This window comes from Rugamonas aquatica (assembly GCF_009380215.1).
Lineage (GTDB): Bacteria > Pseudomonadota > Gammaproteobacteria > Burkholderiales > Burkholderiaceae_D > Rugamonas > Rugamonas aquatica_B.
The window spans coordinates 516,252-541,885 of record NZ_WHUG01000001.1; the positions used below are offsets into that span (position 1 = coordinate 516,252).

A 25,634-nucleotide genomic window follows, 5' to 3' on the forward strand; every position below is an offset into this window, starting at 1 on the left:
CGGCATATGCGCGTAGGTATCCTTTCTTATCCCATGTTGTTTCAGCGCGAGGGCGGCCTTCAGGTGCAGGTCCGGTCGACGCTGGATGCCTTGCAGGCGCAGTCCGCGCCGGGGCTGGAGGTGGAGTTGGTCGATGCCAATCGCCAGCGCCTCGACCAGTTCGACCTGATCCACGTATTTTCTGCGATCAACGGCAATCACCGTCTGGTGGAGTTGGCCGCCGACCTGGGCGTGCCGGTCGTGCTGTCTGCCTTGCTGTCCCCAGGCTGGAGCCGGCTGGACGGCATGCGCGCCAGACTGGCGGATCGCCTGACCGGTCGCCTGACGGGCTGGGCAGTGCAAACCAGCTACGCGCAAACCAAGCGCGCCTTGCAATTGGCGCAGTTGGTGATTGCCTTGGGGCCGGCGGAACGTGACGCCATCGTCAGCGCGTTTCATACGCCGGAGAACAAGATACGGCTGCTTCCCAACGGCATCAGTCCGCACTTCTTCAGCGCGCGGCAGGACGAGTTCCGGCGCTGCACGGGCCTGGCCGGGCCGTTCGTGCTGATGGTGGGGGCGATCTCGCCCTACAAGAACCAGCTGGGTCTGGTGCAAGCGCTGGCATCGACCGAGTTGCCGGTGGTACTGATAGGCCGCGCGCAACGCCAGCATCAGAATTACCTGCAGCAGTTGCTCGCGGCGCCACGGGTGCGTTGGCTGGGGCAGCTGGAGCATGACGACCCCTTGCTGGCCAGCGCCTATGCCAGCGCCTCGGTGCTGGCCTTGCCGAGCCACGGCGAGGTGTTTCCATTGTCGGTGCTGGAGGCGCTGGCGGCAGGCACGCCGGTGGTGATGACCGACGAGAGCGCGCTCAGGTTGCCCGACAGCAGCTTTGCCTTGCGCCAGTTGCATTGGGACGATGCGGCGGGTTTGCGGCAAGCCATCGGCGAGCTACTGGCCAGCCCGCCGGAGCGCGCGGCTGTGCGGGCGCTGGTCGAACGCTTCTGCTGGCAACGCGTTGCCGAACAAATGGTGGCCTGTTATACCGAGCTCTATCACCGTACGCGGCGGGAACAGGGGACGCGCCGTGCTGTTTAATTCCTCGGGTTTCCTGTTTCTGTACCTGCCGGTCGTGCTGTCTGGATATGCATTGCTGGCCCACGCGCGGCCGCGATGGACGACCGGGTGGCTGGCGGCGGTGTCGCTGTTTTTCTATGGCTATTGGAATGTGCGCTATCTGCCGCTGCTGATGGCGTCGATACTCTTCAACTACTGGGCGGCGGGACGCATGGTGGCTGCCTCCGCAGCCTGGCGCAGAAGTTGGCTGGTGTTTGCGCTGGCGGCCAATCTGGCTTTGCTCGGATATTTCAAGTACGCGAATTTCTTTATCGCCAGCGTCAACGCGCTGGCGGGCGCGCATCTGCATGGCTGGGAGGTTGTGCTGCCGATCGGCATCTCGTTCTTTACTTTTACGCAGATTGCATTCCTGGTCGATTGCTATCGCGGTCTGGCTGGGGAGTATCGCCTGGTGAACTACGCCTTGTTCGTCAGCTATTTCCCGCACCTGATCGCGGGACCGGTGCTGCATCACAAGGAAATGATGCCGCAGTTCGAGCGGACGCCTGGCTTGAACGCGGCCGATGTGGCGGTGGGGCTGTCGATTTTTGTCGTGGGCCTGGCCAAGAAGGTATTGCTGGCGGATCCCTTGTCGACGCTGGTTGCGCCGGTGTTTGCCGTGGACGCTCACCCGCAACTGCTGGAGGCCTGGATAGGCACGCTGGCTTACACCTTCCAGTTGTATTTCGACTTCTCCGGCTATTCGGACATGGCGACCGGTTTGTCGCGCCTGTTTGGCGTGAAGCTGCCGCTCAACTTCAACTCCCCGTATCAGGCGGCGAACATCGCCGAATTCTGGCGGCGCTGGCACATGACCTTGTCGCGTTTTCTGCGCGACTATCTGTACGTGCCGCTGGGCGGCAATCGCCACGACCGTTATCGCAACCTGATGTTGACGATGCTGCTGGGCGGCCTGTGGCACGGGGCTGGCTGGACGTTCGTGGTGTGGGGCGGTTTGCATGGCCTGTATCTGGTGGCGCATCACGGCTGGATCGCGCTGGCGGGGCAGGGGCCATCGCGTTGGTGGGGGCGGATGTTGACTTTTTTTGCGGTGTTGGCGGCCTGGGTGGTATTCCGTGCGCCGGAGTTGTCCACTGGCGGCGACATCTTGCTCGCCATGGTGGGCGGCAATGGCGTGGCCTTGCCGCGAGGATTGGCGCCGTACGCATCGTATCTCCCTGCCGGCTGGAGTGTCGAGGGCATCCGCTGGATCGACTTCAGCGGCGTGGCCGTGCCGGTGCTGTTGCTTGCCATGGTCCTGGCTTTTGCCGCGCCGAACACGCAGCAGATTTTCCGTCACTACGCTCCGGGTATCGAACAGATGCTGAGCACGCCACGTCGTTTGCTGTGGAGCTGGCATCCTCACAACTACTGGAGTCTGGCGTTGTCCATGCTGTTTCTTGCCTGCGTGTTCAGCATGAACAGGGTCAGTGAATTTCTTTATTTCCAATTTTAGTCATGGACCCGCGCAACTACGTTACCGTCTTTTGTGGCAGCAGTGCGCTGGTGATCGGCATGGTGACGACGTTGAACTATCTGGTCGACCCGTATCTGATCCACCAGTGGCAGACACCACAAGTCCAAAGGCTGCAACCGGGACAGGAGAAATTGAGCGCCTGGGGCAAAACGTACGCGTTGGCCAGGTTCAAGCCCACCGTGCTGTACGTCGGCAATTCCCGCACCGAGTTGGGTTTGCCGACGCGCACGATAGCCTTTGCCGGTCAGGATGTGTTCAACGGCGCGCTGTCGGGCGCGTCGCTGGGGGACGCGATCGCCATGGTGCGCCACGCGGCCCAGGTCGGGCAGTTGAAAACCGTGGTGTGGGGCATCGATGCGCCGTCGTTTTCCATGGAGATAGGCAACACGGACTTCGACCGCGAGCTGGTCGCGGACGGCCCGCTGTATTTGTGGCGGCGCGGATTGCTCAACGCCAGGCGGGCGTTGAGTTTCGACATGATGGCTGATTCGATTCGTTTGCTGCGTGGCACCTTCGGTGGCGCTTGCCATTCCAGCCTGGCGCTTTACGGGCAGCGCGACGGTGCATGTGTGCGCGAGCGCATCGATAGCCGCGGTGGAACCGGCGCGGCCATTTTACCCAGAGTCCGCGAATTCATCCGTGGCGCCGGTCCGTCCGCCGAGGCGACGGCAGCGTTGGACCGCAGCGTGGCCGAACTATGCAAGGCTGGAACCGTCATTCGCTTGTACATCAACCCGACCCACGCGATGACGGTCGACGGCTTGTACTGGGCTGGGAAATGGCCGTCGATGGAAGCCTGGCAAACCGGTCTGGCGGACCTGGGACAACGGCATCGTTCGACGGGCTGCGATCTACGCATCCATGACTTTTCCGGTTTTAATAGTGTGACGACGGAGGCCGTTCCCCAGGTCAGCAAGCAGTCCGATATGCGGTATTACTGGGAAACGTCGCATTATCGCATCAATGTCGGCGCCATGATCCTGGCGCGGATATTCGAGCGCGGTGGTCAGCCGGAGGATTTCGGCGTCGAACTGCGGAGCGACAACGTGGCCGATCATCTGGCGAAGATGCGCGCGGCGCGTGACCGCTATCATGGCGCGCATCCCGAGGAAACCCGCATTGCGCGTACTGTGGCGGAGACGGCTCGCGAGCCCAACCCCTAGCCCACGCGCAGCAAGGCGCAGCCTTTTTCACAGCCGGGAGAGGATTGCGCCAGTGCTGGAAATTCCTGTCGCCAGCGCCGCAGGATAGCCTGCTCGTCCGGACGCGAGGCGTCATCGAGGTAGACGGTGGCGCCGGCGGTCAGGCGCGGGAACAGCAGCGGGCCGGCCGGGTAGCGCGCCTGCGCACGCGTGGCCTGCGGCGGCCCGTCGATCACCAGCAGGTCGAAGCTCGGCAACTCCGGCAGCTGCGCCAGGTCGTACCAGGGCCAGGACTGGCCGTCGAAATCGTAAGGCGTCAGCGGTGCGTCGATCACGGTAGCGAAATCCTGCAAGCCGTGGCGGCGCAGTTGGGCGCGGGTCTGGGCGGCGAAGTGCACGTCGTGCTCCAGGCTGTAGACTTTGCCTCCGCCGTTCAATTGCATGCAGCGGGCCAGCACCAGGGTGGAGATGCCGCTGCTGCATTCCAGAACGGTCGCCTGCTTCAGGGTGCGTGCATGGCGGGCCACTTCCAGCAGAAAGTCGGGCGAGGCGGCCCAGCCGCGTGTCGGCGGCAGGCTGTGTTTGAGGTCGAGTTCGATGTAGAGGCCCTGCAAGGCTTCCAGCTGCCGGAACAGGCCGGCCTGGTCGTGGTGGGTCTGATCGCGTACGTCGTACAGCAGGATGTGCACGTGCCGTAGTTTGTGCAATATGTAGAACGAGATCGCCAGCAGCAAGGTCAGTCCGGTGTAGGCAAGGATGGGCATGAGGTCTCCGGTGTCAGTGGGTCGCAACTTTGCTGATGACGTAGCGGTGCTTGCCCGACGCTTCCGCCGGTATGTCCGCCACCTCTTCGATCAGTATTTCTACAGACGTTCCCAGCCTGGCGCGGAACTGGCTGATGATGCTCAGCCGCAGTGCCGATGGCAGTCCGCTCACGCTGACCAGCAGCACGCGGGTGGTGTCCAGGCTTTCCTGGATGATCTTGAAGGCGCGCACTTCGGGCAGGTCGCGCAGCACGTAGATCAGCGCCAGGCCGTGCATGACGGTGCCGTCGCGGGCGACGACAAAATCGGTGACACGGCCTTCGACCCGCTTCAGCAGCGGCAGACCGCGTCCGCAGGGGCAGGGGCGGGTGTCGAGCGCTCCCACGTCGCCGGTGGCGTAGCGGATGAAGGGGAAGTCGCGGCTGGCCAGGTGCGTGACGACGATGGAGCCGCTGTCGCCCGCTGCCACAGGCATGCCCTGGGGATCAAGGATTTCGATGATGACGTCTTCGGCAGTGATGTGCAGGCCGCCTTCCGGGCATTCGTGGGCGAGGAAGCCCGCGTCCCGTCCGCCGTAGCCGTTGGCAACCGGTGCGGCGAAGGCGCGCTCCAGTAGCGCGCGCTGTTCGTCGTACAGGCGTTCTGCGGTGACGAACACCACTTTGACGCCCAGGCCGTCGAGTGCGATCCCTCGGCTGTGTGCATGGCTGGCGAGCAGGCACATGGCCGATGGGTAGCCGAACAACATGGCGGGCCGCAGGCGTTGCAGCCGGCCCAGGTAGTCGTCCAGACGGGCGGTTGACAGGTCGAAGGCTGGCAGGAGCAGGCTGCGCAGCAGACGGTCGCGCCGCATGCGCCACCGGTCCTGCGCGTTCAGCTCGATGGGCGAGCCCCACATCAGCGCTTCACGGTCGCCGATATCGACACCCCACCAGCGCGTGGCCCGCCACTTGGCGGCAACATCGTGGCTGACGCGTTCCTTGCCCTGGAAGAAAATCAACGGTTCGCCGCTGGAGCCGCCGGTGTTGAAGCGTTGCAGCGGGCCGGCGTTTTCGGCGACCAAGTCGTCGCGATAACGGTTGATCTCTGCCTTGTTCAACACGGGCAGGCAGCGCAGGTCGCGCAGATCGTGCACGCGGGTGGCGTCGAAGTTGAGGCGGGCATACAGCTGGCGGAAGTACGGCACGTGTTCGGACGCGTGCAGCAGCAGAGCGCGCAGGCGCTGCAGTTGCTGCGCTTCCAGTTGCTGGGACGACCACCATTGGCTTTGCTCCATGCGCCGCCGCAGCATGACGCTGCGGTGCCGCTTGAGCATTTCATGCAGGGGAAACAGCAGTGTGGAGACCAGCGCCGTGTAGCCCAACGCGGGCGGGCGTTTCAATACGCGCCGGTATTGCGCCATCAGCAACGGAGCGACGTGGGACCAGGTGTAGCGGCGGGACGCTTGCCTGCCTGCGCTGGCCAGCGACCAAGCGCGGGAGGGATGCTGGAGCACGGACAGCATGGCCTGCGCCATCGCCGCCGGGTCTTGCGGCGCGACGAGCACGGCGTTGACCTGGTCGCGCACCAGATGCGGAACGCCGCCGACGTTGGTGCTGACGACCGGCACGCCGCTGGCCCACGCCTCCAGGATGGAAATCGGCTGGTTGTCGGCCAGGCTGGGGTTGAGCGCGAGGTCGCAGAGACGGTACTGTCCGGCCATGGCTGCATTGTCGAGCTTGCCCGCGAAGTGGACGGCGTCGTTGACGGCCAGTGTCTGCGCCAATTGCTGCAGGCGTTCCAGTTCGGGGCCTTCGCCGCAGATGGTCAGGTGGGCGTGTGGCAGACTGCGGCGGACGATGGCAAAGGCGCGCAAGGCCGTTGCATGGTCGTAAAGCGGTTCAAGGTGGCGGGCGATCAGGATGGACGCATGCGGCGCGGCACAGTCCGACGGCCTGAATCGCGTCAGGTCGACGATGTTGGGGACGATGTGGGCGGTGACGCCGTGGCGGGCGAAGACTTCGGCCAGAAAGGAGGACGGCACGACGACCGCGTGCGCGCGCCGCATGCTGAAGCGTACCAGTGCGGCGCGGCGGGCCAGAAAGGATTCGGCTTCGCCGCCGCGATAGTTGAGCAAGACGCCTCTGCCGCGCAGGCGGGCGATCCAGATGGCCGGCGCCGCGTACAGATGCCACGACCAGCCGGAGTTGGCCATCACGTGGAACACTTGCGCCCGGTCGGCAGCACGCCATAAGCGCCACAGGTAGGGCGGGAGGCGCAGCGCGGCGCGCAGTCCGCGCACGGAAGCGCTCCAGGCCGGCCACCACGGTGGGTTGACCTGCACGAGAGCGACCTCGGCGCCTGTGTCGCGCAGCAGGCCGGCCAGCTGTGCGGTCTGGTTGGCCATGCCGCCGGCGGGAGGCGGCAGCGGGCCGACCAGCGCTATCCGCAGACCGGCGATGCCGGCCGGACTGGCATCGGCGTCGGGTTTGTGCGGTGTACTCATGGGGACTGCGCGCACAGGCGCTGGTAGATGGGGCCGTAGCGCGCGACGCTGGCGGGCCAGTTGCGCTCGTTCTCGACGTAGGCGCGGGCCTGCCTGCGCAGCGCGGGCCAGGTTTCCGCATGGCGTAGCAACTGCAGCAGTTGAATCGCCAGCGATTGCGGGTCGCCGGCCTTGAACAGCATGCCGGTCTTGCCGTGTTCGATGAGCTCGCGGTGGCCGCCGACATCCGAGGCCAGCACCAGCCTGCCCTGGGCCATCGCTTCGAGCGGTTTGAGCGGCGTGACCAGCTCGGTCAACCGCATTGGCAGGCGCGGGTAGACCAGGATGTCGGTGAGCTGGTAGTAGTCGGCGATGCGCTCGTGCGGCACGCGGCCGGCGAATTTGACGGTGGCGCGCAGGTCCAGCGTGTCGACCAGCGCCCGCAGCTCGGCTTCCTGCGGCCCGCCGCCGACCAGCAGCAACTGCAGGCGCGGCGCATCGTCCAACAGCCGTGGCAGTGCGGCGATCAGCAGGGCCAGCCCTTCGTAGGCGTAGAACGAGCCGATGAAGCCGAGTACTGGGCCGTCGCCCAGGCCCAGGCCGGGCACCAAGGTGCGCGGGGCGGGTGGCGCCGACGGCAGGCGGCTGCTTTCGACCGCGTTCGGTATCACCGTGATTTTTGCGGCGGGTATGCCCCTGGCAACGAGGTCGCTGCGCAGGCCTTCGCAGATGGTGGTGACGGCGTCGGCGCGGTGCAGCACGTAGTTTTCCAGCGCGCGCGTGAGCCGGTAGCGGATGCCGCCGGCGCGGCTGGTGCCATGGTCGGCGGCGGCGTCTTCCCAGAAGGCGCGGATTTCGTAGACGACGGGGATGCCCAGTGCGCGCCCGGCGCGCAGCGCGGCCAGGGCGGTCAGCGCGGGCGAGTGTGCGTGCAGGATGTGGGGACGTATCCTCGGCACTATCTGCAGCAGACGCCGGTGCAATCCCGCCGCCACGCTCCACTGGCGCAGCAGCGGCAGGCGCGACCACCAGTTGCGCAGCGGCGGTGTGCGGTAGAAATGCCAGCCGTCGATTTCCTGCTCGGCCTGGGTGCCACCCTGTTTGGCGCTGGTCAGGTGGGTGGTGTGCCAGCCCAGCGCGCGCTGCTGGCGCAGGATCGCCAGCGTGCGGAAGGTGTATCCGCTGTGCAGTGGCAGCGAATGGTCGAGAATGTGGAGCACGCGCATGGTCACGCCGCCTTCCGGGCCAGGTCGTGCGGCGCGGCGGCGGGCAGCTGTCGCAGGAACGATTCGAACATCAGCAAAGACCAGAGCGGGGCGCTGTGATCGGAGCGGCCGGACAGGTGCTGAGTCAGCAGTTGCCGGACCTGGTCGAGATCGAACAGGCCGCAGTCGGCCAGCACGGGGCTGGCGAGGCTGCGTTCCAGGTGGGCGTGCAGCGGTCCGCGAAACCAGGTCGCCAGCGGTACCGAGAAGCCCATTTTGTTCCGGTACAGCAGTTCCTTCGGCAGATGCCGCTCCAGGCCGCGCTTGAACAGGTATTTGCCGGTGCTGCCGCGCAGCTTCAGTTCCGGCGGCAGGCCGGACAGCCACTCCACCAGCGTGTGATCGAGCAACGGTACGCGCACCTCCAGGCCATGCGCCATGCTGGCCCGGTCGACCTTGGTGAGGATGTCGCCAGGCAGATAGGTTTTCAAGTCCAGGTACTGGACGCGCGACAAGGCATGCTCGGCGGGACAGTTGCGCGCGTGGCGGCGCAGCACTTCGGCCGCGTGGTAGCCGTCCAGGTCGCGCTTGAGCCGGTCGCTGAACAAGGCCTTGCGCAGGGTGTCGCCCATGATGCTGACACTGTGGAAATAGGCCGATACGGTGTCGCGGGCCAGCGCTTCGAAGGTGGTTTTGGCGCGCAGCGGGCGTGGCGCCCAGTCGGCTTTCGGGTACAGCCGGCCCAGCGTGCCAAACAGCGGCTTGCGCAGGCCCAGCGGCAGCATGGTGCGCCAGCGTTCCTCGTGCAGGTGCCAGCGGTAGCGCCGGTAGCCGGCCAGGTTTTCATCGCCGCCATCGCCGGACAGCGCCACCGTCACGCGCTGCCGCGCCAGCTGGCAGACGCGGTAAGTCGGCAGCGCGGAGCTGTCGGCGTAGGGTTCGTCGTACAGGCCGGCCAGGCGGTCGACCAGGTCGATGTCGTGCTGCTCCACGGCCTGCATATGATGGCGTGTGGCGTAGCGGTCGGACACCAGCTGCGCATAGGAGGTCTCGTCGAATTGCGGGTCGCCGAAGGCAATCGAGCAGGTGTTGACCGACTTCGTCGATTCCTGCGCCATCATCGCCACCACGGCGCTGGAATCGACGCCGCCGGACAGGAAAGCCCCCAGCGGCACCTCGGCCACCAGCCGGATGCGGACGGCTTCGCGCAGGCGTTCCAGCAATTCATCTGTGGCCTGGGCCTCGGTGTACTGTGTCTGCGTGGCGAAGGGGATGTCCCAGTAGCGGCGGGGCTGCGCCAGAGGTTGGCCTTTGCGCAGCAACAGCGTGTGGCCGGGCTCCAGCTTGCGGATCTGGCGGAAGATGGTGCGCGGCTCGGGGATGTAGCCGTAGGAAAAATATTCTTCGACCGCCAACGGGTCGAGCTCGCGCCGCAGGCCGCCGTGCGTCAGCAGCGCCTTGAGTTCGGAGGCGAACAGGAATTGGCCGTCGGCGAGCACGGCGTAGTGCAGGGGCTTGACGCCGAGCCGGTCGCGCGCGAGGAACAGGCTTTGTTGCCGGCGGTCCCACAGCGCGAAGGCGAACATGCCGCGGAAGCGGTCGACGCAGCGCTCGCCCCATTGCTCCCAGGCGTGGACGATGACCTCGGTGTCGCACTGGGTGCGGAAGGTGTGGCCGTAGTGCTGCAGCTCGCGCATCAGTTCGCGGTAGTTGTAGATCTCGCCGTTGTAGACCACGGCCACGCTGTGGTCTTCGTTGAACAAGGGTTGCTGGCCGCCGCTCAGGTCGATGATGGACAGGCGCCGGTGGCCGAGCGCGACGCCCGGTTCCAGGTGGACGCCGCCCTGGTCGGGGCCGCGATGGAACTGGATGTCGGTCATGGCGCGCAGCGCGCCGGCGTCGATGTCAGCGTGCTGGTGAAGGTCGTAGATCCCGGCGATGGCGCACATGGCTGTCCTTTCATCGGTCGCGTTGCGGTGGGGCGGCGAGGGCGTCGTAGACGGCCAGGTAGGCGTCGGCCATGGCGATCAGGCTGTACTCGGCCAGCACGCGGCGGCGGCCGCGCTGGCCGTGGCTGGCCGCCAGCGCGGGCAAACGGTAGTAGTCGTTGATGGCGTCGGCCAGCATGGCCGGCGAGCGGGCGGGCACCAGCGTGCCGGTCCAGCCGCTGTGCACCAGGTCGGGGTTGCCGCCGACGGCCGTGGCCACCACCGGCAGTCCGGTGGCCATCGCCTCCAGAATGGTGTTGGACATGCCTTCGGTCAGCGAGGGCAGGACGAACACGTCCATCGCCCGCATCAGTTGCGGGATGTCGTCGCGGGTGCCGGGCAGCCAGGCCAACTCTTCCAAGCCTGCCTGGCGCAGCAGGTCCAGGCAGGCTTGCCGGCAGGGGCCGTCGCCGGCGATGAGCAGGCGCAGGCGGTCGCGCGGCAAGGCGTGCTCGGCGATCAATAGCACGAAGGCTTGCACCAGCGACAGATGATCCTTGACCTCGGCCATGCGGCCGACGCTGCCGATGACGTAGGCGTCCTCGCACAGGAAGCCGGCGGGGCCGATGGCGGCGGGCGGCCCGAGCCGGGGATGGAATTGCAGGCTGTCGACGCCGTTGCCGATGTGGGTGACGCGATGCGGCCGCGCGCCGATGGTGCCGATCAGCCAGGCTTCCAGGTCTTTGCTGACGGCGATGAAGTGGCCGATCAGCGGGCGCAGCAATTTGCGCAGGCAGCGGTATTTGAGGCTCAGGCCGTGCAGGTCGTCGATGTCGCGGCCGTGTTCGCCGTGCACGCGCAGGCGCACGCCGGCGCAGGCGGCCAGCAGCTGGCCTTCGATGCCGGACAGGTTGCGGGTGTGGATCAGCAGCGGCTGCAGGCGCTTGAGCGTCTGGAACAGGCGCAGATAGTGGCCCCAGTCCTTGCCGTCGCGCTTGTTGATGCTGATGATTTCCACGCCGGGCCGCTCGATGCGCAGATGGTAGTCGGTGTAGTCGCGCAGGCAGACGATGGCGTGGCGGTAGCGGCCCGGCGGCAGATGGTTGATCAGGTTAATCAGGCCGTTTTCGAGACCGCCCACGTCCAGGCGGTGGATCAGGTGCACGATCAGCGGCGCGGCGGCCATCTCAGTGTCCGGTAACATGGGCGAGTCCTTGATCGACGGCGGGCAGCATGTCCGATAGCAGGCGTTGCATGAGAATGGCGGCCTGCGCCGGTTGTTCGTCGTAGCGGGCGACGAGAGCGATCTCGGCGCCGTCGTCGGCCGTGCCCAGCAACTTGCTGCGGGCCAGCAGCAGCTTGACCAGCAGCGGGCTGGCCGTGTCGTGGCCGGCTGTGCGGTACCAGCGCCACACCAGCAATTTGATTTCACCGGCCTGCACGATGGTTTGCCGTACGCTGACGTGGCGGTGAATGAGGTCGATCTGACGGGTGGTGTCGGCGAGTTCTTTCCAATGCGGGCTTGCGGGCGGTTGGGCGCTCCACACCTGCGCCAGCATTTCATTGCCCTTCGATTGGTGGCGGTACCAGGTCAGTTGCAGCGCGACTTGATGGACGCCGTCGCTGTAGTTGGCGCTCCACCGTTGCGGCTGGCCCGCGTGAGGGATATGCCAATCGCCGGCGGTCAACTCGCTGGCTCGCCATGGCGCGGGCGGTGGCGCCAGCGACAGCTGCACTTTCTTTTCTTGCTCCGTCGGCGGCGCGCGCAGCGCAAGATAGGCGAGCGGCGGCCATATCGCCGTCACGGCCATGCCGGCCAGTGCCGCCCAGGCCAGGGTGGACGGCCGGCTTGCAGGCGCTTGAGGCGCCACGGGCGCGCTTTTGTGTGGCGGCTGGCGCGCGATGTCGTCGCGCCAGCGGGCGCCGACCCAGAACATCAGCGCCGAGACCAGGCCGAAGAACAGCCAGCCATAAATCAGATGGTCGATGCCGACGGCCAGCGTCATGTTGCTGCAGTGGCCGATCAGGACGATCAGGAAGGCGCGCAGGCCGTTGGCGATGATGGGCAGCACCAGTGCGACGCCGATGAAGGCTACCTGCCGCAGGCGGCTACGATAGCTCAGGTGGGCATACAGTGTGCCGAGCGCGACCGATGCGATCAGATAGCGCAAGCCGCTGCACGCTTCAACGACGGACCAGTTGCCGCTCGGCAGAATCAGCAGGTTGTTTTCCTGGAAGACGGGTATGCCTGTCAGCTGCAGCGCGCCCACCGTGAAGGCCGAGGTGAATTCGATCAGCGGTGGAATGAAGACTTCGCCGAAGGGCACGGCAAGCAGCAGGTAGGTGAGCGGAAACGCGATGGCGCGGGCGTAGCGCGGGCCTTGCACCAGCACGACCGTCGCGGCGACCATGAAGACCAGGCAGTATTGCTGCAATACCGGCACGTTGGCCACCGTCGCGAGTAGCCAGAGCGCGCCCAGCATGGCAAGGGGCAACAGCATGAGCGGCGCGGGATGGCGCGGGCAAGCGCTGAGTCCGGCACGCTGCCGCCACACCAGCCAGACGCAGACCGGCGCCACCAGCAGGCCGTGGGCGAAGGTTTGGGAATGCCACCACAGGTCAGCCATGGCGGCGGTTGTGGCCCAGTGGGTAGCGACCAGGCCGCTGAGCGCGAGCAACAGGCAGGCGTGCGCCCAGTGGTGTGCCGGATGCGCCGGCGGAATCGGCGCCGGCGCCGTTGCGGGCGACAGGGCGGCAGTCACGGCGCAGGCTCCGCTTGGGATTCGCTCACGCCCAGTACGACTCCCAGGCGTTGCAGGTTTTTGCCCCACTGGTAGTCGTTCAGCACGCGTTGGCGGGCTTCGGCGCCGAGACCGTCGGGATTGCGCAACTGCTTGCCGATGTGATGGATGAATTCGGCCGCACCGGTGGCGCTGATCAAGTCCCGTCCCGGCACGGCGGAAATGCCTTCCAGCGCTTGCGGCGTTGCGATCACCGTTTTGCCCATCGCCATCGCCTCCAGCACTTTGTTTTGGATGCCGCGCGCGATCTGCAACGGGGCGACGGCCAGCGCCGCATGATGCAGGTAGGGCCGGATGTCGGGTACGGTGCCGCTGACGTGGATGCCCGGTTGCCGCGCCAGCGCTTGTACGGCAGGACCGGGCCGGGAGCCGACGATGTGGAATTGAAGATCGGGAAATTCCTGCAGCAATACCGGCATGACGCGTTCGGCCATCCAGATCACCGCTTCCACGTTCGGCGGGTAGTCCATGGCGCCGGTGAACACCAGCACGCGGGCTTGGCCGTAGGGATCGGGACAAGCGGGTTGCGGGGAGAAATAGCTGCTGTCGACGCCGTTATTGAAGTAGCCGGTCTTGTGGGCCGATTCGGGCGCGCGCAGCCGGAACAAGGCGGCCTCGGCGCGGGAGACCAGCAGCACCTGGTCGAAGGCCCGGGCGGCGGCGCGTTCGAATTCCAGCAGGCTGCGGCCCTCGCGCCGGTACAGCGCGGCCAGCGGCCAGCGGCGCTGGTCGGCGTAGTTCTGCCATTTTTCCGAATCCACATCGACCAGGTCCAGCACGCGATGCAGCGGGCCGCGCGGCGTGCGGGCGGGCAGGTATTGCGCCATGGGGCCGGAGAAGGCCATGGCGATGTCGATGCGATGCCGGCTCAGCGTGCCGCCAACCCAGTCGCGCAGCGCCGGATGGCGATAGTAGGCGATGCTGAGCGCTTCGCCACGCCACAACGCCGGCAGACTCGCAAGCCGGGCCACGCGCGGGTGCAGGCGGACGAAACAGCTGCTGGCGCAATCGGCCGCCAGGTGCGCGGCGTGGACCTGGTCGGCGGCGTCGTCGATGAAGCTGCCCAGGTGGACGCGGAAGTGGCGCTGCAGGTAGCGCAGCACGTGATAGGCGCGTATCTTGTCGCCCTTGTTGGGCGGGAATGGGATACGGTGGGTCAGATACAGCAAGTCGCGCATGGCGCTACCCCAGCTGGCGCACGATGTGCGGCCCGAGCGCGTTCGCCACCGGCAGCGGCAGCAGGCGCCAGGCCCGTATCAGCAGTTGCAGGCGCGGGTTCAGCGGCTGCACGTCGGCCAGCTTTTTGCCGCGGTGTAGTTGATAGTCGTAATGCAAGGGTTGCGGCGCGAAGCCCCAATTCTTCTTGAATGCGAACGCGCCGGTGCCGTATTTGCTGCGGCCGAAGTCGAACAGCCGGCGGCCGCGCTCGACGGCGCGGCGCATCACTTCCCAGTACATGAAGTCGTTGCCGGCAAGCGCGCGGGCGGCGTCGCCGCCACCGCCGTAGTAGGGCAGGATTTCATCGCGGAAGTGAAAACTCATGACCGAGCAGATGGCCTTGCCGTTTTGCTGCACGCTGAGGATTTCGCAGTCGTCGCCGAAGGCTTGCTGCAGCGCGCGGAAGTAGCGGCGGCTGAAAACCGGCGTGCCAAGTCGATGCACGCTGGCGGCGTAGTTGTCGTAGAAGCGGTCGGCTTCGTTGTCGATCACGCTGTCGAGCCCGGCAGCCATGCCTTTGCGGACCATGGCGCGCTGCTTGCGCGGTATGGCGAGCAGGTTCTGGTCGTGGTCGGCGTGCAGCGGTTTGCGGAAGGTCGCGTACAAGTCTTTGTGCAACCAGTCCGCGTGGATGGATTGCCGATGCCGGTATTCCAGGTGATCGACCCGCAGGCGGTGGGCGAGTTGCTGGGCGGCCAGGTCGAGTTCGGCCGCCGCGCCATCCTCCAATGCGGCGATGCCACCGTAGACGCAGAACGGCAGCGAGCACAAGGTGTTGCCGAACAGGCGGCTGTTGACCTGGGCCAAGGGCAGAACGGCCTGGATCTGGCCGGCCGATTCCGCGTACAGGTACCAGGTGGGATGGCCCAAGACGTTCTCGATCACCTGCTGCCAGCCGGCGCGGTGAAAGAAGGTGGCGCTGGGGCAGCGTTGAACGAAAGCATCCCAGCGTGCGTGGTCATGCGTTTCCAGCTGTGCGACGCTCCATTGCATCATGCACTCCCCAGAAAGATGCGGTCGATCCGGTCCCACGAAAAATCGTGCAGCAGGCGGGCGATGCGAGCTTCCATCCTGTGCAGGTTGAGGTAGTGCCGAAACCTGGTCTTGAGCGCGATGCCGCGCTGCCGGGGTTGACCGGGATCGAGTTCCCACGGATGAAAATAGAATATGCCAGCCTGGCGATCGGCCGAGTTGATGCGTCGCAAGGCCCAGCGCGAGGCCGCGTAGGGCAGCAGGCGGAAGTAGCCGCCGCCACCGGCCGGCCAGTTGCGTCCGAGCAGGCGTACGGTGCTGACCGGCAGTTCCAGTATGCCGTTGGCGCCGCGTGGCCGCCAGGCGAAGCGCGCGCCGTCCGGCATGCCATAGTGGTCGTGGCGGATCGGATAGATGCTGGAGCTGTAGCGGTAGCCCGCCGTCAGCAGGCTGTCCAAGGCCCACAGATTGGCGGCGCCGATGGAGAAGCTGGGTGCGCGATAGCCGAGCACGGCTTGTCCGGTCAGCTGTTCCAACAGGTGCTTGCTGCGGCTGATGTCCTCCAGAAATTGCTCGGGTGATTGCTCGCTGGCGCGCAGGTGGGCGTAGCCGTGGCTGGCGATTTCATGGCCGGCGTCGGCTATGCGGCGCACCAGCGCGGGATAGCGTTCGGCGATCCAGCCCAGCGTGAAGAAGGTGGCGCGGGTTTGCCGCTGCGCCAGCAGACCGAGTATGCGCTCGATGTTGGGTTCGACGCGGCAGGGCAGCGTGGCCCAGTCGGCGCGCCGGATATGGCCGGCGAAGGCGGACACCTGGAAGTAGTCCTCGACATCGATGGACAGGGCGTTGCGCATCAGCGGTCGTCCTGCCCGGCCAGCCACAGGCCGATGTGGTCGGCGATGCGTTCGGCGGCGTGGCCATCCCACAGCGGCGGCATGCGGCCGGCCTTGCCGCCGTAACGCAGGATGTCGCGGCTGAGCGCGAGGATGACCGACGGGTCACGCCCGGCAATGGCGTTGCTGCCTTCGGTGACGGTGACGGGGCGTTCGGTGTTCTCGCGCAAGGTGAGGCAGGGGATGGCGAGCGCGGTGGTCTCCGCTTGCACGCCGTCGGAGTCGGTCAGCACGACGCGCGCGTGCTTCATCAGCCCCAGCATGTTGCGATAGGACTGCGGCGGCAGGCAGGCGACGCGTGGTGTGTCCAGCAGGGCGCCGAGTTCGTGCTGCTGCAGCATCGCGCGGGTGCGCGGATGCAGCGGAAAAAGAATGGGCACCTCGTCGCTGAGCTTGACGGTGGTTTCGATCAGCGTGCGCAGGCGGCGCGGATCGTCGATGTTCGACGGGCGATGCAGCGTCAGCAGCGCGTAGCTGCCGCTGTGGTCGACGAAGCCGGCCAGATGTGCCTGCCTCAGCACGTCTTTGGGCGACGGGGCGTGAGGCAGTTCGTGCTGCAGCGTGTCGACCATGACGTTGCCGACAAAGTGGATGCGCGCCTGCGATATGCCTTCGCGCAGCAAATTGCTCGTGGCGCTGGCCTCGCTCGTGAACAGCAGCGTCGACAGCTGGTCGATGAGCAGGCGGTTGATTTCTTCCGGCATCGCGCGGTCATGGCTGCGCAGGCCGGCATCGAGGTGGAACAGCGGTGTCTGTTGCTTGGCGGCTGTCAGCGCGCAGGCCAGGGACGAGGTGTCATCGCCAACCACCAGCACGGCGGCTGGCGCAGTCTGTTCCAATACCGGCTCGAAGCCTTGCATGGCCTGCGCGGTCTGCAAGGCGTGGTTGCCGCGATCGACTTGCAGGTGGAAGTCCGGCAACCGCATTTCCAGCGAGGTGAAGAATTGGCCATCCATGTAGTCGTCGCAGTGCACCAGGACGGTTTCCAGGTCTGGAAGAGCGCGCGTCAGTGCGCGCAGGACGGGCGCCATCTTCATCAGGCTGGACCGGGCGGCGGCGACGCAAACGATGCGTGACATGGATGACTCCGTTCAGAACGCGACCGTCAAGACCGCACCGACACCGTTTTCCCGGTAGTTGCCGCCGGTATTGCTGGTGTGGCGGACATGCCGCACATCGACGCTGGCGCTGACCTTGGGTTGCAGTTGGTGGGTCAGGACCAGCGTCAGCGCGGTGTTGCGGTCGCTGCGTCCGGTGCTCAGCGATTCGGCACGGCTGTGGCTGGCGCCGATGGTGAGGTTGCTGCGGGGTGACATGCGCCAGTTCCAGCCGGCTTGGGCGGCGCTCTGTCGGGTGCGGTCTTCCAGCGCCAGTTGATCCGGGCCCAGCAAGGGGCTGTCGATGGCGCTGCTGGTCTGGGCGGTGCGCTGCGTGGTCGACAGATTGAACGACAGCGCGCTGCGTGGGCCGCTGTAGACGGTGGCCATCCGCCAGTCTTTTTGCAGATAGTAGCGGTGGCTGAAGAAGTTGACGTTGCCGTCGGGGCCGAGCATCTGCGAAATCAGCAGGAAGACTTTGATGGTTTGCAGCCGTGTCTGCGGATCGGGGATGCGGGTAGCCCACAACTGGTAGAGGAAATCGCTGAGGCCGGTGGGCGGGATGCTGAGAAATTCGCCGTGCGTGGTGGTGATGTTTTCGTTGTAGTTGAGCGTCCAGGCCATGCTGCGCAGGCGGTATTCGGCGTCCAGATTGTAAGTGTTGCCGAAGAAGCGGCGGCCTACGCTGGCAGAGACCCGGGTGCGCGGCGACGGCGTCCAGTTGGCGCCCACCGAGCCGTAGCGGCCCTCCGGTTGCTTGCCGGTGGAGTGATAGTCGTTTTTTTCGTACCCCCCGGTGGCGAAGGCGGACAGGCGGCTGTTGATGGGGTAGCTCAGCGTCAATGCCGTGTCGCTCATGGTCACGGGCGGCAGCACGGGATCTTCGATGTTTTTCCGGTCGGCGCGCACATCCCAGTTCCAACCCTGGCCGCCGTTGTCGCCTGTCAGCTGCAGATTGACGTCGTCGCTGCGCACGCCGAGAAGGCGGCCGCTGCTCACTCGTTGGTAATCGTAGCGCAATTGCGCGTTCGCCAACCCGCGGAAATAGTGGTGCATCACTGGGCTGATGCTGACGGTCCGCACGGTACTGTTGTTGCCGGTCGTCTGGGTTGGATCCAGCAATTGCGGGCCGAAGGCCGACATATTTTGTTGGCTGATGCTGGCGCGGGCATCGATCGACAGCCAGTCGCGCGCGAGGTCGGCATGGCCGCTGGCGTCGAGTTGCTGGCTGCTGCGGTCCGCCTGGCGGGTATAGAAGAGTTTTTGCAGCGTGTAGTCCATCCTCAGCTTGAGGCCGGGACTGTTGGTGTCGATGGCAATGCCGGGCGAGACTTCGGTGGTGAATTCGCCGCGCGCCTGGCCTGGCGGCGCCAGGTTCATATTGTCGGAATAGGATACGCGCGTGCGTACCGATGGCACGATGGTCCATTCGGCCGGTATGGCGCAGCCCGGCAGCGACAGCAACACCAATATGCTCAAGCGATATGGGGCGCCGCGCGGAGCGAGATTAATCATAATAACCATAGTATTCGCCGCCGGGGAAGGCCTTGCTTTTGTTGTAGATCAGACTGACGTGCGGGCACTGCTCGATGTGGCGCAGCGCCTCCTTGACGGCGTGCTGGCTGGTCGTTTCGGATTCGACCACCATGACGATCTGCCCCATCTGCGCGGCCAGCACGCTGGCTTCCGTGGTCATCAGCAATGGCGGCGAATCGAAGATGACGATGCGGTCGGCATAGCGTTCGGCGATCTCGGTCAGCAGCCGGCTCATGCTGCGGCTGGCCAGCAGTTCGGTGGCATGCTTGTTGGCGCGGCCGGCCGGCAGGATGCTCAGGGTGGCGACATTGGTGCGCAGGATCACGTCGGACAGCTCGGTCTGTTCACGCAGCAGGATATCCATCAGGCCGGGCTCGGCCGGCAAGCCCAGCACCTTGAGCACCGACGGCCGCGCCACATCGGCATCGACCAGCAGCACGGTGATGTCCATTTCCATCGCGATACTCATCGCCAGGTTGACCGCGCAATAGGTTTTTCCTTCGCCGGGCAAGGCGCTGGTGACGACGATCAGGTTGCCGTGCCGTAGCGCGGCGATGTCGTGGTCGCCGCGCGCGTTGCGCAGCAGCGGCCGTTTGATGATGCGGAAGTCCTCGGCCACGGCCGTGCGTCCGCCATCATGCGTCACCATGCCCAGCTGGTTCAGGCGTTCGAGGTTGATCTCGATATGGCGCGGGACGCCGCCCCGGTGCATCGCTTGCTCGGTCGATTGCTCCATACGTTACTCCTAGTATCGCAACGCGGCCACCGCGAGGACGGCGCCATAAGCCACAAACAGGCAGGACAGGGCAGTGCCGAAGGCATAACGGCCGCGCCGGCGCTTGATTTTCTGGCTTTCGGTCCAGTTCATCGACACCGTGCCGAGCACGGGCAGTCCGGTGCGTTCGCGCAATTCGCTGGGGCTGAGGAAGGTGGGGCGCACCTGGCTGATCAGCAAGGCAGCGGCCACACCCGTCAGCAAGGCGCCGCCAAGCACCAGGCTGGAAAGCAGAATCCGGTTGGGCCCCACCGGCGTCAGTGGAACGGTGGGTGGGTCGATGATGCGGAAGGTCATCATGTCGGTGGCGGAACTGAGCTCGCCGGAGAGCTTGGCGGCCTCGCGGCGGCCGATCAGCTTCTCGTAGTTATCCTTGTTGATCAGGTAGTCGCGGTTCAGCTGAGCCAGTTCGGATTCGACTTCCGGCACGGCGTTGGCTTGCGCCAGCAGGCGCTGATGGCGGGCGGCATATTCCTGCACGCGGGCGCTGATGGCCGCGACCTTGGCGTCGGCCTCGGTCTGCGCCACTTTGAGTTGCTGCAACATCGGACTGTAGTTTTTGCCGGGATCTCCCGCAGGCTTGAGTTTGCTTTCCTCGACCTTGCGCGCCTCCAGCTGGGCCACCAGCCGTTTGGCGGCAACGATGTCCGGATGCAGCTCGGTGTATTGCATGCGCAGGGCGTCGAGGTTTTTGTTGAGCGCGGAGATGCGGCCGTCCAGTTCTGGATTGTCGATGCTGGCCGGATTCAGGTCGGCGCCCAGCACCGGCTCGTCGCCGCTGATCTGGTTGCGGATGGCGTTGCGCGCCTGTTCGGCTTCGACCAGTTCCAGCTTGGCGGTATTGAGCGTGTCGGACGATTGCATCAGCTGATTGCTGTAGTCGATACCTTGCCGGGGCAGCAGGCCGTTGTTCCTGAGCTTGAATTCCTTGACCGAGTTTTCCGCTGCGATCAGCTTGTCTTCGTAGGTTTTGATCTGGTCGTCGATGAATTGCACGGCTTTCTTGGTTTCACCATTTTTCCCTTTGAAACTGCCTTCGACAAATATGGTCAACAGCGATTGCACGACGTCGCGCACCAGCTTGGGATTGCGGTTGTTGTAGGTGATGGTGTAGATGTCGTAAGTGCCGGTACCGCCGATTTTTATCTTGCTCATCAATTCGTCCAGTTGCTGTTCGTGATCGCGCGGGGTCTTGGCGTTCAAATCCAGGTCGACCATACGCATGACGCGTTCGACGTTGGGACGGCTCAGCAGGGTGCGGCTCATGATGGAGACTTGCTGTTCGACATTGGGAACGCTGGTCATGCCCGACAGCAGCGGCTTCAGGATGCTCTGCGTATCGACAAACACCCGCGCCGAAGTCTGGTAATCGTCCGGCAGCGTGGCAACCTTGGCCCAGCCGGCGATGGCTACCAGCCACATGACGGCGATCGCGTGCCAGCGATATTTCCATATCCCCTGCAAGCTGATTAACAACTGGCTAATCATCTGCTCCATGGTCCGATTGCTCCAGTAATCTGGGGAAGTGAAGCTAAATTATATGGCTCGAAAAATGCGGAATTTTCTTAACTGGGCAGTAATTGAGGCAGATCAAGCAGAGGCGGGCGTCTTTTCTGAATCATGGAAGCCAGACTATTCAAGCGAGATACGTCATGCATCCAATTTTGCGTATGACCTTGTCGGCCGGGCTGGTGTTGCTGGCCGGATGCGCGCATCGTCCCGTGCCGGTGCCGGAGGAAGTAGCCGTTCCGCAGGGCGATTATCTGATCGGCGCCGGCGATGTCATCAACATCAATGTCTGGCGCAATCCCGAGGTATCGGCCAGCGTGCCTGTCAGGCCGGATGGCAAGATCACCACGCCGCTGGTGGAGGATCTGCAGGCGGCCGGGAAAACGTCGACGCAGTTGGCGCGCGATGTCGAGAAGGCGCTGGAAAAATACATACAGCAACCGATGGCGACGGTCACCGTCACCAGTTTCGTCGGGCCTTACAATCAGCAGATCCGGGTCATCGGCCAGGCGGCCAAGCCGCAGGCGCTGGCTTACCGGCAGGGCATGTCGCTGATGGATGTGTTGATCGCGGTGGGCGGCATCACGGACTTTGCCGCAGGGAATAAGGCCAATATTATCCGCACGGTGAACGGCGCGCGGCAAAGCATACCGGTGCGCCTGCAGGACTTGTTGCGCGATGGCGATATTTCTGCCAATGTGGCGGTGCTGCCGGGCGATGTGCTGGTGATTCCGGAGAGCTGGTTCTGAAACGCAAAAAAATATTTTGATTCTTGGGGAACTTTTCATCCAAAAGGCAGGTCTGAAGAGCATGAGCCCAGTTTGTCCGTTTTCGGCAGCTGGCCGACAGACCTGACAGGATGCCAACCGTGCAATATGACGACGCGATAGTTTCTTTTGAAGCCGGTCCAGGCCTGCGCGACCTCGTGGTCGGCGAAGGCGTAGCGAATCAGGAATTGGACCATACCTTAGACCAGCAGATCTTCCATATCCGCATGGCCAACTCGCAAGGCCGCCGCGAAGCGGCCAGCTTGTTGCTCAAGAAGATGTACGGATGGCGAGGTTATTCGGTCGATCCCAACGCCATTCACGCGCCGAACAAGATCACACTGTTCGCCGAGACTGGCGGCCAGACGGTGGGAACGATGTCCCTGTGCCTGGACAACGACGAAGTCGGCCTGCCCGCCGACGAAATTTTTCGCGACAAGCTGGACGAACTGCGCGAACAACAGCGCCGCCTGTGCGAACCTTCGAAGCTTGCGATCGACAAGGGGGTGTCCAAGCGTGTGTTCGCCGCGCTGATCCACATCTCGTACATCTATGCGCGCAACATCCACGGCTACACCGATTACGTGATCGAGGTGAATCCGCGCCACGTGATGTTCTACAAGCGCATGCTGGGCTTCCGTGACTTCGGTGGAGAGCGGCCCTGCACGCGGGTGGGAGCTCCGGCCGTGCTGTTGCGGCTGGAGCTGGAGTACATGGGGGAGCAGATCCGTCAATTCGGTGGGTTGATGGAGCAGCAGACCACGGAGCGCTCTTTCTATCCGTACTTCTTCCCGACCTGGGACGAGCCGGGTATCACCGGACGTCTGATCGCGGGCAAAACCTGAGCCTGCTATTTCGTTGCCGGCGCGAGAAAGCTGGCGGGGATGGCGTAGGCGATACCGCTTGGTGCGCTGATAGCCGTTTCTTTGACGCCTTTGACGAACACCATGTTGACCACGCCGATGACTTCGCCAGTATCGGGATCGAACAGCGGACTGCCGCTGTTGCCCGGATAGGCGGTGCCGTCAAGCTGGAATACGACATAGGATGATTTCTGTAGCTGGCTCAGCACCTTGGTGTCGAGCTTGCTGGAACTGATCGTCGGCGTGGCCACCGGCGTGATTGCCGATACCGTGCAGCGATGCGTGACCTGGCGCAGTCCGAGCACCATGCCTAGCGGGAAGCCCATGAAGGCCAGGGACTTTCCCTCCTGGATGGAGGCGGAATTGCCCAGCTTGAGGGCCGGAAGCGGTGCGCCGCGCACGCGCAGGCGGGCGAGGTCGTGTTCCTTGTCGATCATCGTGACGGTGGCGGCGCGGAATTGTGCGCTGTCGCCGTCACGCACGAGTACGCCCATCGTGTCTCCCGACTCCGTTCGCAGCAGATCGTTGACGACGTGAGCAGCCGTGACGATGGTCAAGCCGTCTTCGACGACGAAGCCGGAGCCGATGAAGGACAAGGCGGGGCTGCGGGTTTTCAGGTAACTGCCGATGCCGACGACAGACGGCTTGACCAGCTCGATGGTACGGCTGAGTTCGTCTGCGGCAGCTGGTAAAAGCAGACTCAGCGCTAACAACAGGAGGCTTAGGCGTGGTTTTGGCATGATGTCCTCGCGGTGAAAGAAGTGGGGTATGCCGGCCGTAAGGTGGCGGCACACAGCAGCAACATGAAAAGCAAGGTGATGCGGGGTACGTCGAACAGGCTGTCGAACAGGCCGACTGTCTGGAACGCTGCCAGCGCGGCAAGCAAGGCCGTGGCTTCGGCGCGCTCGGCGGCGTCCTGCGCGCGCCGCAGCAGTTCGGCGCCGGCGCTGCAGAGCAGACCCGCGTAGGCCAGCAAACCCGGCCAGCCCATCTCGAAATACAGGTTCAATCCGAGATTCTTGACGTGCCAGGGCAGGTGGTGGTGATCGCTACTGAAAAACCAGTAATCATTTGCGTCGGAAAATTCGCCGTTGCGCACCAGTTCCTGCTGACCGGGGGGGCTGCGCAGGCTGACATTGTCGATATCCAGGGCGGCATGCTCGCCTTCCATGGATATCTCCAGTTGTACCGGCCGTCCGGAAGCGCCGAGCGGGCCGGACGACAGTGGGAATTGCAGCCGCTGCCAATTGGGCGCCCGCAAAATCTGACGTAAAGGCAGAGCGATGCAACCCTGCGGGTACAGCAGCTGCCGCTCGCATAAATTCACATGCAAAAAGGCAGGCGGGCCGCTGTTGCGTGCATCCAATGCGAGCACGTAAGCGGTCTCCGGCTGCACAGGCACGATATGCAGCATGCGCAGCATTTCCCCGTAGCCGGCCGTATATTCGCCTCCTGTCAGGCGCAGGTAGCGGTTGCCGGCCTGGTCAAGATAGCGGCAGGTGGGCGGTACCTCGTGTTGCTGGTTGCGCCAGAAATAATATGAAGGGAATTTGCCCAGTCCCGCGCCCAGCAGGGCGGTATCCGGGCCGTCATCCATCAAGGCCAATGTCCGGCTCCAGTGCATCAGGCGGGCGGACAGGTCGCTGGCTGTGGTGGAAAAACGCTCGGCGACGAAGTAGCCATGATAGGTTGGAATGGCGGCGGCCAGCACGGCGGCACCCGCCAGAAGCGCCGTCACGTTGCGACGGTTTGGCCGCCACAAGGGGCGCCGCCTCAGCACATTGAACGTGATCGGCGACATGGCCAGCAGTACCAATCCGCCGCTGGGCGCCAGCGTTGATGCGCCCGCGTGATGGTAGGCGATCCAGATCGTGCTGACCATCAGCCCCGTCAGCGCGAGCACGGCTGGGGGCAATAGCATCCGGGAAGGTCGCAAGCTCAATGCGAAAAGCAGACCCGAGCAGAGAAACATCAGGTAGGGTGCTTTCAGAACAGCGACAGCAGGTGTGCCAACCGGCAGCATCCATGCCAGCATGCCTGCCAAGCCCAGGCCGCATATCAGACTGCTGAGCAAGAGCGGAGCGGGCAAAGGGTGGGCTGAGAGTGCCAGGGTCATCGCCAGCAGCCCGAGCGCCGCTGCGTAGCCACGATAGCCACTGCTCGCAAACACCAGGTCGAGCACGCAGGTGAGCAGCACGACCGCAGCCAGAACGGCCACCGCCGCCCACCGGTGGCGCCAGAGCCGGCCAGTTCTCGACCATGCCGCCAGTGGAAAGCCCGCCAGCATGACGAGTGCCACAATATATGCGAGATAGAGCCCGCGTGAAAACGTGGCGAGGCCTGCGTACAGGGACAGGGGCAACAGCGTCATTGCTACGGCCTGGCGGGCGATGGAAGGTGTCCCGAACAGCCAGGCTGCCAGCAGCGGAACGCTTATCGCGAAATAGCCATCCAGGGCCGCGCCGCCAGTATGCATGGCAGAGAAGGGCGCGGTGATGCGGTAGTCGCTGGCGAAGTTGAGCAAGCCCGGAAACTGCCAGCGCTCATAGATGGCGGCGGCGAGTACGCCTAGCAAGCCGAGCAGCATGCCGGGAAAGAACAGTCTGCGCACGCCGTCGAGTGCCGGCCCGGCCGCCTGCTTTAGCGGCGGCAGCAACACGAAGCCCCAGAACCAGGCCTTGCCAACCCGCAGCGCGTTGTAGGGGCTGAGATAGTTGTTGAAGGAATTCGCGTCGATGGCCGGCAATGGCTGCACGCCGCGCCACAAGCCGATACAACAGGCGATAGCCATTCCCCACAAGCCTAAACGGAACAATGGCGGAAAATGCGGCAACACGACTGAGCGGTCGAGATGCCAGTAGCAGAAGCCAGCTGTCAAACACAGCAGCACGTCGATTTCTTCGACGAAGAACCAGCCGGTATGCGGCGCCAGGTCCACCACCGGGAGCAAAGCCGGCAGCACCAGCAGCCACAGCGCGGGCCGCCGCCACAGCAGCGCGCCATAGCCAATCACGATGGCCGGCAGCCAGCTCCCGTGCAGGGGATAGGCACTCAGGATCGCGATCGCGGCGCCAAAAAAAACCAGCGACAGCAAACGGCTGTACCACAGAGACCGGCGCATGAAA

General features: G+C 64.7%; 20 protein-coding genes. 5 read left to right on the plus strand and 15 right to left on the minus strand.

Translation table 11 applies throughout. The annotated features are described in order from the left end of the window. Positions 1 to 6: 6 nt before the first annotated feature. The 3 genes from GEV02_RS02290 to GEV02_RS02300 are packed head-to-tail and all read left to right on the plus strand — an operon-like array spanning position 7 to position 3,738. Positions 7 to 1,080 (plus strand): glycosyltransferase, encoded by a 1,074-nt coding sequence (locus GEV02_RS02290; protein ID WP_235922598.1) that lies wholly within the window; start codon positions 7 to 9, stop codon positions 1,078 to 1,080. Further along, positions 1,070 to 2,554 carry an MBOAT family O-acyltransferase gene (locus tag GEV02_RS02295; protein ID WP_408014843.1) on the plus strand — a complete coding sequence of 495 codons (1,485 nt, stop codon included), beginning with the start codon at positions 1,070 to 1,072 and terminating at the stop codon, positions 2,552 to 2,554. Before GEV02_RS02290 ends, GEV02_RS02295 begins: the two co-directional genes overlap by 11 nt. Positions 2,555 to 2,556: 2 nt before the next feature. Then, positions 2,557 to 3,738, plus strand: a complete 1,182-nt coding sequence (locus GEV02_RS02300; RefSeq protein ID WP_152836312.1) for a hypothetical protein — start codon at positions 2,557 to 2,559, stop codon at positions 3,736 to 3,738. Here GEV02_RS02300 and GEV02_RS02305 read toward each other — a convergent pair. The 13 genes from GEV02_RS02305 to GEV02_RS02365 are packed head-to-tail and all read right to left on the minus strand — an operon-like array spanning position 3,735 to position 20,867. After that, positions 3,735 to 4,481: a class I SAM-dependent methyltransferase gene (locus GEV02_RS02305; protein WP_152836313.1), complete on the minus strand. Its 747-nt coding sequence runs from the start codon at positions 4,479 to 4,481 to the stop codon at positions 3,735 to 3,737. The genes GEV02_RS02300 and GEV02_RS02305 overlap by 4 nt on opposite strands. 13 nt (positions 4,482 to 4,494) lie before the next feature. Then, complete coding sequence (locus tag GEV02_RS02310; RefSeq protein WP_152836314.1) at positions 4,495 to 6,966, minus strand: glycosyltransferase; 2,472 nt, start codon at positions 6,964 to 6,966, stop codon at positions 4,495 to 4,497. Continuing rightward, positions 6,963 to 8,171: a TIGR04063 family PEP-CTERM/XrtA system glycosyltransferase gene (locus GEV02_RS02315; RefSeq protein WP_152836315.1), complete on the minus strand. Its 1,209-nt coding sequence runs from the start codon at positions 8,169 to 8,171 to the stop codon at positions 6,963 to 6,965. Before GEV02_RS02315 ends, GEV02_RS02310 begins: the two co-directional genes overlap by 4 nt. A gap of 2 nt (positions 8,172 to 8,173) precedes the next feature. After that, entirely contained in the window at positions 8,174 to 10,099 is a 1,926-nt protein-coding gene (locus GEV02_RS02320; protein WP_152836316.1) for an XrtA/PEP-CTERM system amidotransferase, read from the minus strand. Positions 10,100 to 10,109: 10 nt separating this feature from the next. Further along, the gene (locus GEV02_RS02325) at positions 10,110 to 11,282 is read right to left on the minus strand and encodes a TIGR03088 family PEP-CTERM/XrtA system glycosyltransferase (RefSeq protein ID WP_152836317.1); all 1,173 of its coding nucleotides are present in this window, start codon (positions 11,280 to 11,282) and stop codon (positions 10,110 to 10,112) included. Then, positions 11,266 to 12,840 (minus strand): exosortase A, encoded by a 1,575-nt coding sequence (gene xrtA / locus GEV02_RS02330; protein ID WP_328595693.1) that lies wholly within the window; start codon positions 12,838 to 12,840, stop codon positions 11,266 to 11,268. Before xrtA ends, GEV02_RS02325 begins: the two co-directional genes overlap by 17 nt. Next, a complete protein-coding gene (locus GEV02_RS02335) occupies positions 12,837 to 14,057 on the minus strand; it encodes a TIGR03087 family PEP-CTERM/XrtA system glycosyltransferase (RefSeq protein ID WP_152836318.1) in 1,221 nt (406 codons plus the stop codon). The genes xrtA and GEV02_RS02335 overlap by 4 nt, the downstream gene beginning before the upstream one ends. A 4-nt stretch (positions 14,058 to 14,061) precedes the next feature. After that, entirely contained in the window at positions 14,062 to 15,093 is a 1,032-nt protein-coding gene (locus GEV02_RS02340; RefSeq protein ID WP_328595694.1) for a FemAB family XrtA/PEP-CTERM system-associated protein, read from the minus strand. Next, positions 15,090 to 15,923 (minus strand): XrtA system polysaccharide deacetylase, encoded by an 834-nt coding sequence (locus GEV02_RS02345; protein ID WP_152836319.1) that lies wholly within the window; start codon positions 15,921 to 15,923, stop codon positions 15,090 to 15,092. The genes GEV02_RS02340 and GEV02_RS02345 overlap by 4 nt, the downstream gene beginning before the upstream one ends. Then, complete coding sequence (gene wecB, locus GEV02_RS02350; RefSeq protein WP_152836320.1) at positions 15,923 to 17,041, minus strand: non-hydrolyzing UDP-N-acetylglucosamine 2-epimerase; 1,119 nt, start codon at positions 17,039 to 17,041, stop codon at positions 15,923 to 15,925. Before wecB ends, GEV02_RS02345 begins: the two co-directional genes overlap by 1 nt. A gap of 12 nt (positions 17,042 to 17,053) precedes the next feature. Continuing rightward, positions 17,054 to 18,583, minus strand: coding sequence for a TIGR03016 family PEP-CTERM system-associated outer membrane protein (locus tag GEV02_RS02355; RefSeq protein ID WP_152836321.1), 1,530 nt, complete (start codon positions 18,581 to 18,583; stop codon positions 17,054 to 17,056). Then, positions 18,567 to 19,331 (minus strand): XrtA-associated tyrosine autokinase, encoded by a 765-nt coding sequence (locus GEV02_RS02360; protein ID WP_152836322.1) that lies wholly within the window; start codon positions 19,329 to 19,331, stop codon positions 18,567 to 18,569. The genes GEV02_RS02355 and GEV02_RS02360 overlap by 17 nt, the downstream gene beginning before the upstream one ends. A gap of 9 nt (positions 19,332 to 19,340) precedes the next feature. Further along, positions 19,341 to 20,867 (minus strand): XrtA system polysaccharide chain length determinant, encoded by a 1,527-nt coding sequence (locus tag GEV02_RS02365; protein ID WP_152836323.1) that lies wholly within the window; start codon positions 20,865 to 20,867, stop codon positions 19,341 to 19,343. A gap of 155 nt (positions 20,868 to 21,022) precedes the next feature. On the opposite strand from GEV02_RS02365, the gene GEV02_RS02370 reads away from it, so the two are divergent. Both GEV02_RS02370 and GEV02_RS02375 read left to right on the plus strand, forming a co-directional pair. Continuing rightward, the gene (locus GEV02_RS02370; RefSeq protein WP_152836324.1) at positions 21,023 to 21,628 is read left to right on the plus strand and encodes an XrtA/PEP-CTERM system exopolysaccharide export protein; all 606 of its coding nucleotides are present in this window, start codon (positions 21,023 to 21,025) and stop codon (positions 21,626 to 21,628) included. Positions 21,629 to 21,834: 206 nt separating this feature from the next. Beyond that, positions 21,835 to 22,491 (plus strand): N-acyl amino acid synthase FeeM domain-containing protein, encoded by a 657-nt coding sequence (locus GEV02_RS02375; RefSeq protein ID WP_235922600.1) that lies wholly within the window; start codon positions 21,835 to 21,837, stop codon positions 22,489 to 22,491. A 5-nt stretch (positions 22,492 to 22,496) separates the two neighbouring features. Here the strand turns inward: GEV02_RS02375 and GEV02_RS02380 are convergent, their stop codons facing one another. Next, positions 22,497 to 23,249, minus strand: a complete 753-nt coding sequence (locus GEV02_RS02380) for a S1 family peptidase (protein ID WP_152836326.1) — start codon at positions 23,247 to 23,249, stop codon at positions 22,497 to 22,499. Next, on the minus strand, positions 23,231 to 25,630 hold the full coding sequence (locus GEV02_RS02385) for a hypothetical protein (RefSeq protein ID WP_152836327.1): 2,400 nt from the start codon (positions 25,628 to 25,630) through the stop codon (positions 23,231 to 23,233). The genes GEV02_RS02380 and GEV02_RS02385 overlap by 19 nt, the downstream gene beginning before the upstream one ends. Positions 25,631 to 25,634 lie beyond the last annotated feature (4 nt).